The organism is Serratia plymuthica (genome assembly GCF_018336935.1).
Lineage (GTDB): Bacteria > Pseudomonadota > Gammaproteobacteria > Enterobacterales > Enterobacteriaceae > Serratia > Serratia plymuthica_B.
In genome coordinates, this window is record NZ_CP068771.1 from 1884382 (window position 1) to 1902164 (window position 17783).

General features: G+C 61.8%; 16 protein-coding genes. 6 read left to right on the forward strand and 10 right to left on the reverse strand.

Going from position 1 to position 17783, the window contains the following annotated elements:
* Positions 1-6 precede the first annotated feature (6 nt).
* From JK621_RS08975 to JK621_RS09000, 6 genes are read left to right on the forward strand one after another with little or no spacing between them, the layout of a single operon-like run.
* A complete protein-coding gene (locus JK621_RS08975; protein ID WP_212559490.1) occupies positions 7-870 on the forward strand; it encodes an ABC transporter permease in 864 nt (287 codons plus the stop codon).
* Entirely contained in the window at positions 867-1649 is a 783-nt protein-coding gene (locus tag JK621_RS08980; protein ID WP_212559491.1) for an ABC transporter ATP-binding protein, read from the forward strand. Before JK621_RS08975 ends, JK621_RS08980 begins: the two co-directional genes overlap by 4 nt.
* A 49-nt stretch (positions 1650-1698) precedes the next feature.
* Complete coding sequence (hisC, locus tag JK621_RS08985) at positions 1699-2841, forward strand: histidinol-phosphate transaminase (RefSeq protein WP_212559492.1); 1143 nt, start codon at positions 1699-1701, stop codon at positions 2839-2841.
* Positions 2841-3998 carry an alpha-hydroxy acid oxidase gene (locus JK621_RS08990; RefSeq protein ID WP_212559493.1) on the forward strand — a complete coding sequence of 386 codons (1158 nt, stop codon included), beginning with the start codon at positions 2841-2843 and terminating at the stop codon, positions 3996-3998. Before hisC ends, JK621_RS08990 begins: the two co-directional genes overlap by 1 nt.
* A gap of 10 nt (positions 3999-4008) precedes the next feature.
* A complete protein-coding gene (locus JK621_RS08995; protein ID WP_212559494.1) occupies positions 4009-5103 on the forward strand; it encodes an iron-containing alcohol dehydrogenase family protein in 1095 nt (364 codons plus the stop codon).
* Between the two features lie 57 nt (positions 5104-5160).
* Positions 5161-6162, forward strand: a complete 1002-nt coding sequence (locus tag JK621_RS09000) for a LacI family DNA-binding transcriptional regulator (protein ID WP_212559495.1) — start codon at positions 5161-5163, stop codon at positions 6160-6162.
* A 50-nt stretch (positions 6163-6212) separates the two neighbouring features.
* Here the strand turns inward: JK621_RS09000 and JK621_RS09005 are convergent, their stop codons facing one another.
* The 10 genes from JK621_RS09005 to JK621_RS09050 all read right to left on the reverse strand — a co-directional run bounded on the left by JK621_RS09005 (position 6213) and on the right by JK621_RS09050 (position 17708).
* Positions 6213-7655: a glycoside hydrolase family 32 protein gene (locus JK621_RS09005; protein ID WP_212559496.1), complete on the reverse strand. Its 1443-nt coding sequence runs from the start codon at positions 7653-7655 to the stop codon at positions 6213-6215.
* Positions 7652-8911: an MFS transporter gene (locus JK621_RS09010; protein ID WP_212559497.1), complete on the reverse strand. Its 1260-nt coding sequence runs from the start codon at positions 8909-8911 to the stop codon at positions 7652-7654. Before JK621_RS09010 ends, JK621_RS09005 begins: the two co-directional genes overlap by 4 nt.
* Before the next feature lie 197 nt (positions 8912-9108).
* Positions 9109-9891: an SDR family NAD(P)-dependent oxidoreductase gene (locus JK621_RS09015; protein WP_212559498.1), complete on the reverse strand. Its 783-nt coding sequence runs from the start codon at positions 9889-9891 to the stop codon at positions 9109-9111.
* 44 nt (positions 9892-9935) lie between these two features.
* Positions 9936-11276, reverse strand: coding sequence for a hypothetical protein (locus JK621_RS09020; protein WP_212559499.1), 1341 nt, complete (start codon positions 11274-11276; stop codon positions 9936-9938).
* Positions 11277-11294: 18 nt separating this feature from the next.
* Positions 11295-12623, reverse strand: coding sequence for a histidinol dehydrogenase (gene hisD / locus JK621_RS09025; RefSeq protein WP_212559500.1), 1329 nt, complete (start codon positions 12621-12623; stop codon positions 11295-11297).
* Positions 12624-12632: 9 nt separating this feature from the next.
* Entirely contained in the window at positions 12633-13403 is a 771-nt protein-coding gene (locus JK621_RS09030; RefSeq protein WP_212559501.1) for an ABC transporter ATP-binding protein, read from the reverse strand.
* Complete coding sequence (locus tag JK621_RS09035; protein ID WP_212559502.1) at positions 13403-14275, reverse strand: ABC transporter permease; 873 nt, start codon at positions 14273-14275, stop codon at positions 13403-13405. The genes JK621_RS09030 and JK621_RS09035 overlap by 1 nt, the downstream gene beginning before the upstream one ends.
* A gap of 62 nt (positions 14276-14337) precedes the next feature.
* Entirely contained in the window at positions 14338-15339 is a 1002-nt protein-coding gene (locus JK621_RS09040) for an ABC transporter substrate-binding protein (RefSeq protein WP_212559503.1), read from the reverse strand.
* A gap of 267 nt (positions 15340-15606) precedes the next feature.
* Positions 15607-16917, reverse strand: a complete 1311-nt coding sequence (locus tag JK621_RS09045; RefSeq protein WP_212559504.1) for an MFS transporter — start codon at positions 16915-16917, stop codon at positions 15607-15609.
* A gap of 92 nt (positions 16918-17009) precedes the next feature.
* Positions 17010-17708 carry a DAPG hydrolase family protein gene (locus JK621_RS09050; RefSeq protein ID WP_212559505.1) on the reverse strand — a complete coding sequence of 233 codons (699 nt, stop codon included), beginning with the start codon at positions 17706-17708 and terminating at the stop codon, positions 17010-17012.
* Between the last annotated feature and the right edge of the window lie 75 nt (positions 17709-17783).

Here is a 17783-nt window from a genome sequence, read left to right on the forward strand (position 1 = left end):
TCCGAAATGAATTCACCCCTCAGTCCGGTTGCGGAACTGGAACGGGAGCCTGCGGCGCTGCCGCCCGCCAAACCGCACTGGCATAACCCGATGATGGTGCCGCTGCGGCCGGTTACCGGACGGCTGCGTGGGTTTCTCGGCCTGGCCTTCTTTGCGCTGTTTGTGGCGCTGTGGGGGCTGGTGACCTTCACCGGGCTGGTGTCGCCGACGTTTCTGGCCGATCCGCTCACCATGCTGCGCGAAGGCGTACTGTTGTTCACCGAGTACGATTTCTCGCTGGATATCGGCATGACGGTGTTCCGGGTGCTGAGCGGTTTCCTGCTGGCGGCGGCCATTGCGGTGCCGCTCGGCATCATGATGGGTTCGTACAAACTGGTGGAGGCGTTTCTCGAACCCTTCGTCTCGTTTTGCCGCTATCTGCCGGCATCGGCGTTTGTGCCGTTGTTGATCCTGTGGGCCGGTATCGGCGAGATGCAGAAAATCCTGGTGATCTTTATCGGGTCGTTCTTCCAGATAGTGCTGATGGTGGCGGTGACCGTCGGCGCCGCCCGGCGCGATCTGGTGGAGGCGGCCTATACCCTGGGCGCTTCCAACCGCAGCGTGGTGCGAAGGGTGCTGATCCCCGGCGCGGCCCCGGAGATTGCCGAACTGCTGCGTCTGGTGCTCGGCTGGGCCTGGACCTACGTGATTGTCGCCGAGCTGATCGGCTCTTCCAGCGGTATCGGCCACATGATTGTCGACAGCCAGGCGCTGTTGAACACCGGGCAGATTATCTTCGGCATTATCGTCATCGGCTGTATCGGTCTGCTGTCCGATCTGCTGTTCAAGGCGGCTAACAAGCGCCTGTTTATCTGGAGTTCTCTGCGATGAAAGCCGACAAGCTCAACGTCAGAAAGGTATCGCGGATCTTTACCGGGCCGCATGGCGAGCAGACGCAGGCGCTGCTGCCGGTCGATTACCAGGTGCAGGAGAATGATTTCATCACCATTCTTGGGCCTTCCGGCTGCGGCAAATCGACGCTGCTGCGCATCATTGCCGGGCTGGATAGCCCGACGCAGGGGGAGGTGTGGCTGGATGGCCAGCGGGTAGAGGGGCCGGGCGCCGATCGCGGCATGGTATTCCAGAGCTATACGCTGTTCCCGTGGCTCACGGTGGAGCAGAACATCCGGTTTGGCCTGCAGGAACGCGGCGTGGGCGCGGCGCAGCAGAAAGAACGCAGCGATTATTTCATCAACAAGGTCGGGTTGCGCGGTTTTGAACGGCATTTCCCGCGCCAGCTTTCCGGCGGCATGCAGCAGCGCACCGCCATCGCCCGCGCGCTGGCCAACGATCCGAAAATCCTGCTGATGGACGAACCTTTCGGCGCGCTGGATAACCAGACCCGGGTGATGATGCAAGAGCTGTTGCTCAACATCTGGGAGGCTTCGCGCAAGACGGTGCTGTTCGTCACGCACGACATCGATGAAGCGATTTTTATGGCCAACAAGGTGGCGATTTTCAGTGCGCGGCCGGGGCGGATCAAAACCGAAATACCGGTCAATTTCCCGCATCCGCGTGATTACACCCTGAAAACGTCGCCGGAGTTTATGGCCATCAAGGCGCAGGTCACGGAAGAGATCCGCAGTGAAACGCTGCAAAGCCTGCACTGAAATCCGGCAGGCCATTTGACTTTACCGATACTCAATCCGCGAGGTGAGGATGCAAGCCATTTCTTCCGCAGCACAGGCGGTGCGCCGGCTGGCGCGCCAACAGGCGAGTTCGCTGGGCGCCTATAACGCCGGATTATCCAGCGAGGCGGTGCGCAATCGTTACGGCGTCACTGAAATTGCCCGCCTGGCGAGCAACGAAAACCCGCTTGGCGCCAGCCCTCTGGTGCAACAGGCGCTGAGCGATTTGGCTCAGCATAGCGGCATTTACCCCGACCCAAACAGCCAGGCGCTGCGGGCGGAAATCGCCGCGTTGACCGGCATTGCGCCGCCGCAGGTGGTGATTGGCAACGGGTCTGAAAACATCCTCGAAATGCTGTGTCTGGCGTTTATTAATCCGGGTGATCGGGTGGTGACCCTGCTGCCGTCGTTTGGGTTGCATGAAATCTACCCGCGCATGATGGGGGCGGAGGTGACGCTGGTGGCGGTCAATCAGGCGCTGGAATTCGATCTGGCCGCCTGGCAGTTGGCATTGCAACGGCCGGCCAAGATGGTGGTATTCAGCAACCCGTCGAACCCGGTCGGCTGCATGCTCGGGCGTGATGACTTTCTGCAACTGATCGCCGCAGTGCCGCAAGACTGTCTGCTGGTGATCGACGAGGCGTATTACGAATACTGCGCCAACCAGGCGGATTACCCGGACAGCCTGGCGCTGTTGCCGTTACAGGACCGCCCGTGGATTGTGCTGCGCACCTGCTCCAAAGCTTACGGGCTGGCCGGGCTACGCGTCGGTTACGGCCTGGCCTGTGATGCCGAGCTGGTGGCGCTGCTAGACCGGGTGCGCACACCGTTCAACATTAACCGGGCGGCGCAAAATGCGGCGTTGGCGGCATTGCGCGATCGGCAGCATGTGGCCGACAGCGTCGCCTGGGTCAGTGAAGCGCGTGCGGCGATGGCGGCGGCGTTGCGTACGCTGGGGTTGCAGGTGGCGCCTTCCAGCGCCAACTTCCTGTTCTTTGATTGCGGCTACCCGAGCGTGCAGATCGCCGAGGCGTTGCTGGCGCACGGCATCATCGTCAAACCCTGGCGCGAAGCCGGTTATCAGCGGTTCATCCGGGTTTCGATCGGCAGCGCGGCAGATAACCGGCGTTTCCTCCACGCATTGCGACAGGTGCTGGCGGAGGCGGCACGCTGATGAGCGGGGCGATACTCAACGCGGCGGATTTACAGCGTGCGGCGCGGCGTTATCTGCCGCGTTTCGCTTACCGTTACCTGGCGGGCGGCGCGGAAGACGAACACACGCTGCGCGGTAATCGGGTGGCGTTCGACCAATGGCAGTTTGTGCCGCCGGTACTGCGTGACGCCAGCCGCCGCACGCTCAACATCCGGCTTTGGCAGCAGGAACTGGCGGCGCCGCTGCTGATTGCGCCCACCGGCTACAACGGCATGCTGCGCTATCAGGCGGATCTGATGCTGGCGCGCAGCGCCCGGGCGTTCGGCATTCCCTATATTCAGAGCACGGTGTCGACCGCCTCATTGGAGGAGATTGCCGCCGACGGCCAGGGGCAGCACTGGTTTCAGCTGTATGTGCTGCGCGATCGGCAGGTGACCGCCGGGCTGTTGCAACGCGCCCTGGCTGCCGGCTGCGGCACCCTGGTGCTGTCGGTGGATGCGGTGCATTTCGGCAACCGCGAGCGCGATCGGCGCAGTTACCGGCAGCCAATGAAACTCTCCCTCGCCAGCCTGTGCGACGTGGCGCTGCACCCTCGCTGGCTGTGGCATACCTTGCGCCCGGCGGGCATGCCCGGTTTCGGCAATCTGCAACCTTATCTGCCGGCGCAGCGGCAGCGGGGCCTGAGTGGGGCCGCTTATTTTGCCCGCGAAATGGACGCCGCGCTGAACTGGCAAACGCTGGATTGGGTACGGCAATGCTGGCCGGGCAAGCTGCTGGTGAAAGGCATTCTGCACCCGCAGGATGCCCGTCAGGCGCTCGATGCCGGGGCGGATGGCATAGTGCTGTCCAACCACGGCGGCCGCCAGCTCGACGGCAGCGTTGCCCCCGTCAGCCTGTTGCCGGCGGTGCGTGCTGCCTGTGGGCCGACGGCGACGATCCTGATCGACAGCGGCTTTCGGCGCGGCACCGACGTGGTGAAAGCGCTGGCGCTGGGCGCCAATGCCGTGTTGCTCGGCCGCCCGTTGTTGTACGGCGTGGCGCTGGCCGGGCAGGCAGGCGCGACTCGGGCGCTGCGGATTTTCAGCGAGGAAATCGACCGCACGTTGGCGCAACTGGGTTGTTGCAGCGTGCAAGAGTTGGGGCCGCACTTGCTGCGGCCGGTGAATGAACGAGGATAAGGAACCTGAGATGTCTTTAGCGCAAATCGCTTTCCCGGCGCGTGTGGTGCGCGGTGTCGGAGCATTGGAGAAGATCGGCCCGCTGTGCGCCGGTTATGGTTCAAGGGCGATGTTGATCGGCGGCGCGCGTGGGCTGGCGGTTACCGAGACGCGCATAGGCAACGGCCTGCGTGCGGCGGCGGTGGAGCTGGTTGGCTGCGAGCAGTATGGCGGCGAATGCAGTGAAACCCAGATTGCGCGGCTGGTCGCATTGGCGCATTCGGCAGCGGCGCAGATGCTGATCGTCGCGGGTGGGGGTAAAGCCATTGACACCGGCAAGGCGGTGGGGGCAGCCTGCGGATTGCCGGTCATCACCGTACCGACCATTGCTGCCACTTGCGCTGCCGTTACGCCGTTGACCATCCGCTATCATGACGATGGCCACTTTCGCGACATGCTGCACCTGCCGCATGCCCCGGCGGCGGTGGTGATTGACAGCCCGTTGTTGGCTGCGGCACCGGTCCGCTGGTTGGCTGCCGGGTTGGGCGATACGTTGGCGAAATGGTATGAGTATCGCGCTATCGCCCACCCGCAGGCGCTGAACGGCATGGCACTGGCGGCTCAGGCCAACAGCCGTATCTGTTACCAATTGATTGAGGAATACGGGGCTGCGGCTTGTCAGGCGGCGGAGCGATGCCAGGCCGATACCGCGCTGGAGCAGGTGCTGGATGCCATCTTCCTGTTCGCGGGGCTGACGTCGGTGATGGGCAGCGGGGCGCATGCGGCGGCGGCCCATGCGCTGTTTGAAGGTTTTACCGTCTGCGACAAGACGCGCAACTTTGGTCATGGTCTGTTGGTGGGGTACGGTAATCTGTGTCTGCTGGCGCTGGAACAGCGCAGTGATGAGGAACTGCTGGCGGCGCTGCGGTTGGCGCAGGACTGCCGGATACCGCTGCATCTGGCGGATATCGCCGACGATCTGGACAACCAAGCCATCAACGCCATTATGGCGGCGGCGGTAGAGGCACCGGATATGGCCAATATGTCGCAGCCGGTCACCGTCACCCAGTTGACGCAAGCCATGCAGCGGGTACATGAACTGGCCGACAGAGTGCGCAAGGGGTAGAGTCCGGCGTTAAGTTGTGGGATTATTTGGTTTTCTATCCTACACAGAGAAGGGCGCATGGCCTCGCTGAAAGACGTTGCAAAACTTGCCGGGGTGTCGCTGATGACGGTTTCCCGCGCCATCAACGAGCCAGGCAAACTGCGGCCAGACACCTACCAGCGCGTCAAGCTGGCGATTGACCAACTGGATTACGTGCCCGATCTCTCGGCGCGGCGCATTCGCGGCGACAGCAACCGGGTGCAGACGCTTGGCGTGCTGGCGCTGGACACCGCCACCACACCGTTCTCGGTGGAAATGATCCTGTCGATCGAAAAAACCGCGCGCGAACACGGCTGGAACAGCTTTGTCGTCAACCTGTTCGCCGACGACAGCGCCGAACACACCATAGATTTGCTGCTGGCGCACCGGCCGGATGGGGTGATTTTCACCACCATGGGGCTGCGTCAGGTCAGAGTGCCGCCCAAGTTACTGGATAAAAAGCTGGTGCTGGCCAACTGCGTCAGCCAGGGAAACCCCGTTGCCAGCTACATTCCGGATGACGAACAGGGCCAGTACGACGCCATACGCGCGTTGATCGCCAAAGGTTACCGGGCGCCGCTGTGCATTCACCTGCCGGAAAATACGCTGGCAGCCGGGCTGCGCCGCCGCGGGCTGGAGCGCGCCTGGCGTGACGCGGGCGGCGACGTCGACCAACTCAAGCAATATCACCTGGATCTGAGCGACGGCGACGAGCGCTACCGCGATTGCGTGGCACTGCTGGAGCGGCATTTCGCTCCGGGGCGGCGCGATTGCGATGTGGTGGTGTGCGGCAACGATCGGGTGGCGTTTATGGTGTATCAGGTGCTGTTGGCGCAGGGCTGGCAGATCCCGCAGCAGGTGGGGGTGCTGGGTTATGACAACATGGTCGGCATCGGTCAGCTGTTCCTGCCGCCGCTGACCACGGTGCAACTGCCGCATTACGAACTGGGCCGTCAGGCGGCGCTGCATCTGATTAACCAGTTGGATCACTGCGAGACGGTGAAGGTTGCCTGCCCGCTGTTGCTGCGCGAATCGATGTGAATGAAACAGGGCACGACAAGCGTGCCCTGCCAGTCCGGTATCGAGGGCTATCAGGCCCAGATGCTTTTCAGTTCCCACCCCTGTAGTGCGCCAAAATGCGCCTGGCCGCTTTCGGCAAACAGGCTCACGCCGCGCTGGCCATCGGCCGGGTAGATGCGGCTGGTCAGGCAGGCAACGCCCTGATTGACGAACACTTCCAGCGATGAACGGTCGATAAACAGGCGCAGCGACAATGTGTCGCCCGCCGGCAGCGGCACGCTGCGGCAACCGCACAGCCCCGGCTCTTCACTGAAACGCTCCAACACCAGCCTGTGGGCCTGGTTGTCCACGTACAGCCGCGCGGCGTTGCCAATGGCGATACCGTAGCGTTCGGCATCGCTGGCGGCCAGATCCAGCGACAGCGTCAGCTCTTGCAGGTTCTCCGCCAGAAGCTGGCGTTGGTTGCGCAACTGCGCTGCGGCAAACGTCTGCGGCATGCTGCGCAGCGCCGCCAACTCCCGCGCCGGGTTCATCAGCACATCGCCTTCGGCATTCAGCGACAGTTCGCGGGGTAGGGTGAGCGCGCCGGCCCAGCCGTGCGCCTTGCTCGGCATCGGCGATTCCCACATGTCCATCCAGGCGAACAGCAGGCGGCGACCGTCGGCGGCGGTGAAGGTTTGCGGCGCATAAAAATCATGCCCGGCGTCCAGTTCGCAGAAAGGTTGAGTGACGTTGAAATCAGCGCCCGGCTGCCAGTGACCGAGCAAATAGCCGCTCTGGAAACGGTTGCGGTGGCGGTAGCCCTGCGCCGCCAGCCCCTGCGGCGAGAACAGCAGCACCTGTTTTTCGCCGAGCGGGAAGAAATCCGGACATTCCCACATATAGCCCTGATGCAGCGTCTGCGCGCCGTCCAGCACGCGGTCAAACTGCCAGTCGCGCAGATCTGTTGAACGATAAAGCCGTGCCTGCCCGAGGCCGTTTTGTTTGGCGCCGACCACCATCCACCAGCCGTCATTCTCGCGCCAGACCTTGGGATCGCGGAAATGCTGAATGCCTTCCGGCGGCGCCAGCACCGGCCCGTGTTTGACGAAATGTACGCCGTCCTCGCTGGTGGCCAGGCACTGTACTTCGCGCACCTGATCGTCATCGCCCACTTTGTCCAGCCAGACGTGGCCGGTGTAGATCAGCGTCAGCACGCCGTTATCGTCTACCGCGCAGCCGGAGAAACAGCCGTCCTTGTCGTAGTCGTCGCCGGGCGCCAGGGCGATCGGCTGGTGCTGCCAGTGCGCCAGATCCCGGCTGATGGCGTGGCCCCAGTGCATCGGCCCCCAGTTTTCGTCGTAGGGGTGGTGCTGATAGAACGCATGATAAACGCCGTCAATGCACACCAGCCCATTGGGATCGTTGATCCAGCCGGCGGCCGGCGCCAGATGAAACTGCGGGTAGTAATCGTCCTGACGCTGTGCGCGCAGGGTTTCGACCGCCTGGTCGGCTTGAGCTAAGGCATTGTTCATTGGATTGGCTCACTTGATTTTATCGTGGATTGAAATTGAGGTGCGCGGGTAGGTGTCTCGCCGCGCAGCAGAAAACAGGAAACCAGCGTGGTGCCGGTGACGGCGCAGCCCATCAGCAAATAGGTGTCGGCAAAGCCGATGCGGTCGTAACCGAGGCCGGCCAGCGGCGCCAGAATGCCGGCGACGATCTGGCTGATAAACTGGAAGCCCACCAGGTACAGCGTGGAGGACAGGCGGCTGTCAAAGCGGGTGGTGATGTATTTGAACATGGCTACCAGCAGAATCGGCAGCTCCACGGCATGCAGCAGTTTCATGGCGGAAATCATCAGCGCGCCATTGGCGAAGCCGGAGCCGAACATGCGAAACGCCATCACGCTGCTGGCCAGCAGCAGGCTTTGTTTGATACCGATGCGGTTGACCAGCAGCGGCGCCAGGAACATGCCGCCGGCCTCCAGAAACACTTGCAGCGAATTCAGGAAACCGTACATGCGGTTGCCTTCTTCGTGGGTCGCGAACTGCGAAGCGAAGTACACCGGGAACTGCTGGTCGAAGACGCCGTAGATGCTGGTGCCGAGCACGAACACCACCAATGCCCAGAACCCCGGCAGGCGCAGCAACGCCAGGGCGTCCTGCAACTTCAGGTTTTCCGGTTTGCCGTATTCCAGCCCGGCCATGGCGTTGGGTTTCAGCTCTCGTACCTGCCACAGCAACAGCAGGAATACCGCCGCCGAGGCCGAGGCAATCCAGAAATTGATGTTCGGGTTGATGTTATAGATAAAGCCGGCAAAGAAGGTGGCGCTGGCCCAGCCCAGCGAGCCCCACATGCGCGCCCGGCCGAACTCGAAGCCGACGATGCGGCTGACGCGCTCGGTATAGGATTCCAGCGCGCCAATGCCGGCGTTGAACGCCAGGCTGACGAACAGGCCACCAACCAGCGCGCCGATCACCAGATTGGTTTGCAGCAGCGGGGCGTAAACATAGATAAAGAACGGCCCGGTGAGCAGCAGCAGCACGCCGACAAACAGCAACAGATGCTTACGCAACCCGAGTTTGTCCTGAATAAACCCATACAGTGGCTGCACGCACAGCGCCATGATCGACATGGCCGAGAAGATCAGGCCGGTTTCGGTGCCTTTCAGACCGATTTTCTGGTTTAGCCAGATGGAGATCAGTGAAAAGCTGGCCGACCAGGTAAAGAAGAAGAAAAACAACAGGCCGCTTAGAAGCACATAATATTTTTTTGTTTCGCGGTTCATGTGAGATGCCCTGATGGATGATGTCAGCCTTATTGTTAACGTTAACCTTTCGTCAAATAAAGCCACCAACGTCAGGGATTGCGATGTTAATCACAAAAGTTAACGTTAACATATTTGCGTTGTGATCGTCATCACTGGATGGATGCAAGGCGCTGAAGAGTGGGCGGGGGTGGGATATCGCTCCCGCCTGCGGTTATTCAGATACTGGCCAGATAGCCGCCGTCGACATACAGGATCTGGCCGGTGATGTAGGCTGCCGCCGGCCCGGCGAGGAAAATGGCCGCACCGGTAAGGTCGCTCAGCTTGCCAAAGCGGCCTAGCGGGATTTTATCCTGCATGGACTCGCACCAACCCTTGTCCCGGTAAAACACCTCGGTCATCGCGGTCTGAAAATAGCCTGGCCCGATGCCGTTGACCCGGATCCCGTGGGCCGCCCATTCGCTGGCCAGCGCACGCGTCATGCCCGCCAGCCCGGATTTTGACGCGCCGTAGGCGGTAGCCCCCGGCACGCCGACTTCGCTGGTCAATGAGCACAGGTTGATGATGCTGCCGCCGCCCTGTTTGACCATCAGGCGCGCCGCCGCCTGCGCGCAGAAGAAAGCGCCTTTCAGGTTGGTGCCGACGATGCTGTCCCACAGCGTTTCATCCACCTCCAGCGACGGGCACAGGCGTTCGATACCGGCGTTGTTGATCAGGATATCCAGCGGTTTGCCCGCCAGTGCGGCAAAGGCGGTTTCAATCGACGCCGAGTCCTGGACATCCAACAGCAACATTTCCGGGTGTTCTCCCCAATTATTCAGCTGTTGTACCACCTCTTGCAGCGCGGCGCGTTGTCGCCCGGCGACGATCACCTGCGCGCCGGCCTGCGCCAGCCCGATCGCCAGCGCCTGACCAATCCCCCGCGTAGCGCCGGTGATCAGTGCGCGCTTGCCGAGCAGTGAAAAGGGGGCCAGGCCCGGCGGTAAATAGGTGTTTTGCATACATTCTCCTCAGGGAACCACCAGGGTTTCAGCAGGACTCTGCCCTAAAACGCGCGTTCACCGCCGAACTGCGGATCGATGGCGGTGAACCAGCGGCTGGCCACGTCCTTGCCGTCGACAGGTTCGCTGCCCAGCATCATGGCGATGGCGAAGCCCAGCGCTGAGCTTGCCGGTGTATGGCCGCTGCCGCCACCGGCACGCAGATCGAGCACCAACGTCGGGCAGCAGAACAGCGCCAGCCTCATCAGCCGCCGCCAGTTATGCGGCAGCCAGCCGCGCGTCGTCAGTTCGCTGAGCAATGGCCGCCAGTACAGCGTACCTTTGTCCTGCAGGAAGGCGGCGCGCAATGGCGTCAGTTGCCAGTCATGCTCGACGATCAGCCGTTGCCCCTCCAGCCGGGCAGCCACCCGGTAATGCGTCGCGCAGCGCTGCGGTTCGTACAGCCAGAACGGGTGAGCGAAAATATTGTGGAAAGTCGCTTTGATCTCCGCCAGCAGCGCCGGGATATTACGCCCGGCGAAGGCCGGATCGAAGCTGACCAACTGCGGCGGCGGGCGATCGGTTTCGTACCATACGTTGGCGTTGTGCGCGTCGCCGTGGGCGATCACCACGCCGTGCTGCGCCAGTTCGGCCGGGGCCAGCAGTTCACCGGCCTGCAACAGCAGTTCACCCAGCGTATGGCGATAGCGCACGCCGTTGATTTCCCACTGGAGGTCTTGCAATTGCGTCCAGCTCAACTCCAACTGCGCCAGCTGGAAGGTTTTGCCGACGTAGAACTGCGCCACCCGGCCACCCAATCCCGGTGTGGCGCCAGGGCTAACCAACCGGTGATGAAACAGCTGGTGGATTGGCTCGCGCGCCACCGCCGCCGACTGGCCGATTTTTAACGTCGGCAGCGTCATCCGCAAGATCTCCGCATCGGCGCGGTGCTGTGCATCGACCACCGGGGCCATCTGCGGCCAGCTCTGTTGCAGTTCAATCTCACGGCACACGTCGGCCAGCCGCCGATCGTGGCGCAACCGGTACAGCAGGATCTGCCGCCCCGGTTCACCGCAGGCATACAGCGGCACGTCGACGCGAAAACCGTTATTGCGCAACAGCTCGGCGTTGTAATATTCCTCGATGGTGTGGTCTTCGCCTTCCTCGTGGTGATATTTAAAGAACAGGCCGCGGCCGTCGGCCAATTGCAACTGGCCGTTCAGCGAGTTCAGGCTGTACTGATCGCGGTTGATGGTCAACTCGCCCACCGCCACCCCGGTGATCTCCAGCACCAGTTGGCGCAGTTTGTCTGCCGCCTGCTGCCATTCGCCGGCGTGGGTCAGCGCTCTGGCCTGCGCCGCCAAGGGTTCGCCCCGGGCGCTGCGGGGAATAGGATTATCGGTCATCGTAACCTCACTGCCTGTTCAGGACTGACGATCGAGCAGGGTTTTACGCAACGGTGACACCGCCAGCGCGTGTGCGGGGAAGCCTTCATACAGGGCAAACCCGTGCGCCTTTTCCGCCAAGGCGTCGTAGCCGCTGCGGGTGACATAACCCACCGAAATACGCTTCATGTAGTCGAATACCGACAGCGGCCCGGCCACCTTGGCGGCGGCATTGGTCGGCAGCACCGCATTGGGGCCGAGCACAAAGTTGCCTAAGGTTACCGGGGTGTAATTGCCCAGCAGGATTTCACCGGCGTTGCGAATTTGGCCCATCACCGCCAGCGGTTCTTCCGCCAGGATCTCCAGATGCTCCGGTGCGTAACCGTTAACAAACTCCACTGCGGCGGCGAAGTCCTGCGTCAGCACCACGCCGCCGTGGGCGCTGCACAGCACGCTTTGCGAGAAGCCGGCGCGTTTCTCGTCCAGTTGCGCCCAGTAACCCGGCAGCGCGGCGATCGCCTGTTCGGCTACCCGGCGGCTGGAGGTCACCAGCCAGGCGGAGGAGTCCGGGCCATGTTCCGATTCAATGATCAGGTCCAACGCCGCCAGCGCACCGTTGGCGCTGTCATCGGCCAAAATAATGCTTTCGCTGGGGCCAGCCGGCACGCCGGGATCGATCAATTGCGCCAACTGGCGTTTGGCGGCCACCACCCAGGGGCTGCCGGGGCCGACGATCTTCAGGCACTTTGGCACTGTTTCAGTGCCATAAGCCACGGCCGCGACCCCCTGCGCGCCGCCGCACTTGTAAATTTCGCGAATGCCGACCAGCTGCGCCGCCACCAGCGTGGCATCATCGACTCTGCCATCCGGGCCGGGCGGAGTGATCACCACCGGCCGGGGGACGCCCGCCACCAGCGCCGGGATCGTCGTCATCAGCAGCACGCTGGGGAACGAACCTTTGCCGCGCGGCACATAGCAGGCCACGGAATCGATCGGCAGGTGGCGATCGCCGGCAAAAGCGCCGGGCTGCATCTCTTTCAACCACATTTCTTCCGGTTTTTGCGCTTCGTGAAACGCGCGGATATTGCCGGCGGCATAGGCGATTGCGGCGGTGACGGCAGGATCCAGCCGCGCCATGGCGTCGTCGAACTCGCTCTGCTCGACGCGAATCGACATCCGTTCGGCCTGCACGCCATCGAATTCCCGTGCGAAGCGCTGTAGCGCGGCATCGCCTTCACTGCGTACCGCCGCGATAATCGGCTGCACCCGTTCGATAAAGAACGACAAGTCGGCTTCGGTGCGTTGGAACAGGGCTTCCGGCAATTGCCGGCTGTGGCTGAGATCGTGAAAGGTCACTGTGTGCGACATGTGGCGCTCCTAAGCTAATTCGTGTTGGGAAGCCTGTTCCCGGATAGATTTCAGAACCTGACGGTGCAGATCGATATAGCGTGCGTCGCCGCTCACTTCTTCGCTGCGCGGGCGCGGCAGATCGACCTGAAAGGTGGTATTGATTTTGCCCGGCCCCATCACCACGATGCGGTCCGACAGGTACACCGCCTCTTCGATATCGTGGGTGACAAACATTACCGTCAGACGATGGGTTTCCCAGATGCGCGTCAGCAACAGCTGCATCTGGTGGCGAGTCATGGCGTCGAGCGCGCCGAAGGGTTCATCCATCAGCAGGATTTTCGGCCGGTAGGACAACGCACGGGCAATCGCCACCCGCTGTTTCATGCCGCCGGACAGTTCGTTGGGGTAGGCGTCGGCGAATTCGGTCAGCTTGACCAGCGCCAGGTGGTCGCCGGCGATGTCACGGCATTCGCCGCGGCCATAGCCTGCCGCCTTCAGGGCGAATTCAATATTCTGGCGGGCGGTCAGCCACGGCAGCAGGGTATAAGACTGGAACACCACGCCGCGATCGATACCCGGCCCGCGGATGTCCACGCCGTCGACGCGCACGCTGCCGCTGTCGAAATCCTCCAGCCCGGCGGCGATCGACAGCAGGGTACTTTTGCCGCAGCCGGAGCTGCCGACCACAGAGACAAACTCGTTGTCGTGCAGCGTCAGATCGATGTCATGCAATACCTGACGTGCGCGCTTGCCGACCTGAAAGCTTTTGTTCAGACCATTGAGGGTGAGGGTTGCCATTATTTACGCCTCGCGTTGTAGCGGAACAATACGCGCTCGGCGGCGCGCATCAGTTGATCGGTGATCAGCCCAAGCAGCCCCAGCAGCAGGATGTAGCCGATAATGGTGTCGGTCTGGAAAAAGCGCTGCGACACCACGATGCGGTAGCCCAGCCCTGAGGTGGAGGCTACCAGTTCCGCCAGCACCAGCCAGGTCCAGGCCCAACCGAGGCTGATGCGCAACGCATCCCAGATGCCCGGCAGCGCGCTGGGCAGCACGATCTTGAACAGGATATTGCGGTCCGGCATGCCGAGCGTGCGGCCCAGGCCGACAAAATCCCCCGGCACGCGCTTTACGGTATCGATCACCATCAGCACCTGTTGAAAGAAGGTGCCGATCCAGATGATCAGGAATTTCTGTACGTCATCGGTGCCGGTCCACAAAATGGTCAGCGGCACAAAGGCCACCACCGGCATATAGCGGACAAAATCCACCAGCGGTTCGGTGACCGCTTTGAAAAAACCGTAACAGCCGGCCAATACGCCGATGACAATGGACATCACCGACGAAATCAGGAAGGCCACCGAAATGCGGTACAGGCTGCTGCGAATATCGCTCCACAGCGTGCCGTCCTGCGCCAGGCTGGCCATGCGGCGCCATACGCCGTCCAGCGTGGGCATAAAAATCGCCGGGACCGCACCGCTGCGGGTCGCCAGCCACCAACTCAGCAGCAGCAGCGCGAACACGGCCACGGCGATAGCGACGAACAGCCCGCGCGACGGCGTTTTACCGATCACCATCAGCCCAAGCGGCTGGCGCTTGCGCCGCCCAGGCGGTGGGACGTTGTTCAGATGAGTGCGCGCGTCAGGCGCATCCAGTTTTATCGAGCTCATCGGGTCTTTCCTCTGATGGGGAGTTACGCCGGCAACAAACCGCCGACCGGCGCTAATCCGGCTTACAGACCGTTAACGAATCGCGCGTCGATGAGGTTTTCCGGCGTAACCGGTTTGCTCACCAGCTTGGCTTCTGTGGCCGCTTTCAGCACGTGGGCGAAGGTGTGTTTGGCAAAGTGCTCGCTCAGGACCTGCTTGTTTTCCGCCAGCGAGTAGTACTTCACGCCGTCAAACGCGCTGGCCAGATCGGCCGGGCTGGCGCCAACCTGTTTGGCGATGATGGCCCGATCCGCCGCGGTGTTGTGCTGATAATGCTGTAACGCGGCATCCCAGCTTTTAATCATGGCGGCGACCTGGCCTGGTTTGGTCTTGATCACCTCGTCGCGCACCACCAGCACGTCGCCGATCAGGCCCGGATCGGACTCGCCGCTGTACAGCATTTTCACGGCGGCATCCTGTTTCTTCGCCATGCTCAGGTAAGGTTCGTAGGTGACGGCGGCGCTGACGCGCTTGGCGATCAGCGCGCTGCCTGCGGCGTCGGCCGGCATCGGCACCGGCACGATGTCACTCCATTTCATTCCGGCGGAGGCGAGGGCGCTGTGCAGCAGGATGTCGCTGGTGGTGCCTTCTTCGTACGCCACCTGTTTGCCTTTCAGATCGCTCAGCGTTTTGATGCCTGGGCCGACAATCAGCGCGTCGGCGGTTTGGCTTTGATCAAGCAGCAACACGATTTTGACCGGCAGTCCGGCGGACACCATGCCCATGGCGGTGTGGGTGGCGATATTGGCGGCATCGATCTGGCCGCTGGCCAGTGCGGCGTTGATGTCTTTGTCTTCGGCGAAGTTGATGATATCCACCTTGTCCAGCCCCTGTTGTTTGAACAGGTCCAGGCTATTGGCTACGTGCCACTGGCCGTAGCCCAACCAGGGTTCAATGCCCATTTTGAAGGTGCCGGCCTCCGGCTTGGTCAGCGGTGCCTCGGCGGCGAATGCCGGGGCGGCAAGCATGCTGAGGCAGCAGGCGGTGGCGAGCACTTTTTGCAGCGTTTTTATGGGTTGCTTCATGGTGGAACCTCGTCTTTCGCACTGGTGAGTAAGAGTGATGTCCGTGTCGGTAATGTCCGTCCATGTATATACAAGGTGGAGCAAGTTAAGGGCCAACTGCGAATAGCGGCGGGAATTATTTTTCAACTTATTAATAATTATAAATAATCAGGCATTTTGCCGACGAGGCGAGAGGGGCGTTGAAACGGGGGATGGGGGAATGCACCAGAACGGCGCACAAAAATTGCGCAGCGGTTCGAACTTGGGGCGCAATGCGCCCCATCAGGATTAACGCGAGTTCAGCGAGCGCAGATGATCGTCGCGCCGCAGGGTCATCAGCGCGAACAGGCTGACCACCGAGGTGGCGACCACGTAATAAGCCGGGATATCGAGGTTACCGGTCTGCTTGATCAAACCGGTGATGATTAACCCCGCTGAACCGGAAAATACCGCGTTGGAAAGCGAATAGGCCAGCCCCAGACCGGTGTAGCGCACGTTGGTCGGGAACATCTCTGCCAGCATCGCCGGGCCGGGGCCGGCCAGCATGCCGACCACCGCACCGGCGATCAATACCGCGACGCCTTTGAGCAGCAGCGAGCTTTGCGGATCTTGCAACACGTGCAGCAGCGGGAAGGTGAACAGGATCACCGCGCTGACCGCCGCCAGCATCACTGTTTTGCGCCCCAGCTTATCGCTGAGAACGCCGGCGGGCAGAATGGTCAGGGCGAAGCCGACGTTGGCCAGCACCGTCGCCACCAGCGCCTGCTGGAAGGTGGCGTGCAGCGAGGTTTGCAGGTAGGACGGCATCACCACCAGGAAGGTGTAACCGGCGGCGGACCAGCCCATCATGCGGCCAATGCCGATCAGAATGGTTTTCAGCATGCCGCCCAGCGTCACTTCCGCTACTTGGGCCGTTTCGCCGCCGTGTTGTTGCGCCTGTTTAAAGGTCGGCGTTTCCTGCAGTTTCAGCCGCAGCCACAGCGCCACCGCGCCCATCGGCAACGCCAACAGGAAGGGAATGCGCCAGCCCCAGTCATGTAACTGTTCCGGCGTCAACAGCGCGGCCAGCAACGCTACCAGCCCGGCGCCGGCCAACAGCCCGAACGCCACGGTCAGCGATTGCCAGGCACCGTACAGCCCACGTTTTCCCTTGGGGGCGAACTCGGTCATCAGCGATACCGCGCCGCCGAACTCACCGCCGGCGAACAACCCCTGAAACATGCGCAGCAGGGTCAACAGCAGCGGGGCGGCGACGCCGATAGAGGCATAGGTCGGCATCACGCCGATCAGGGCGGTTGCCAGGGTCATCAGCAGCAATACCGCAATCAGCGTCGGGCGGCGGCCAATCCTGTCGCCGATGCGGCCGAAAATCACCGCGCCGATCGGGCGGCAGAAAAATGCCAGTGCGAAGGCGGCGTAGGTGAGGATCAGACTGGTGATTTCACTTTCACCCTGCAGGGTGAAAAAATTGGCGGCGATGACGGTGGCGAGAAAACCGTAAACGCCGAATTCATACCATTCGATAAAATTGCCGACCGATCCGGCCAGCAATGCCTGGCGTGACTGGCGTGCGTCGATAACCGTCGTTTGTGCGTCCATTCCCGTTCCCGTGTGTTTGAATTGTTGTCATCCACTTCTAAATTCATATGACAAAACAATCAATTATTTTCAACGGGAAGTGTGAAGGGGGTTCACCAGGGTAACGGCGCCGCCTCACGACCATTTTCGGCGTAGTACAATGACGGCAGGAACTGCGCCAGATAGCTGAATTCGTTGTAACAGTGGCGCATCAGATTAAAGCCAATCTCGTCCGGCAGCTCGTCATGCGCGTTCGCACAGGATTTACCCAGCAGGAAGCGGCTGCGCAGCACGCAGCCGTAAGGCGTGTCGCGTACCAAATGCAGCATTTCACCGTCGCGAGGGTCGCCATTGTCGTCCAGCGCCACCTGCTCGCCGAAGCCGATACGGGCGCAAATGGCGGCAGACAGCGCCTGAGTGTCGCGCGCCTGTTGCAGCGGTTGCGCGGCAAAAAAATCTTCGGCGGCGTGAAACTTGAGGCGGGCAGGCACCGGCGGCAGCTCCGCCAGCCATTCAACCGCATCGATGCTGGCGCCAATGTAGCTTTCGCCTTTTTTCCAGTGCCGGTCCCAGCCACGGTGTTCAACGTGATCGTGCGGATGCCACCAGCGAATGTGCTGGGTGGTCTCAAAAAAGGTAAACCACCAGTCCAGCATGTGGCCCTTGCAGCCGTGCAGGTCGGTGCGGATCGCGACGGTCAGCAAGCCGTCGGTGCTGCGCGTCAGCCCCATCTCCAGCAGCAGCGGTTCCGGTTTAAGCAACGCGTTGATATCATTCACGCCCCAAGGGAGCATCAGCGATTGATGTGTCATGGCGGTCATCCTTATAAATTAGGAAACGATATTGGTTTCCTAATTAAGGCTATGCCGGTATGCTGTCTCTGTCAA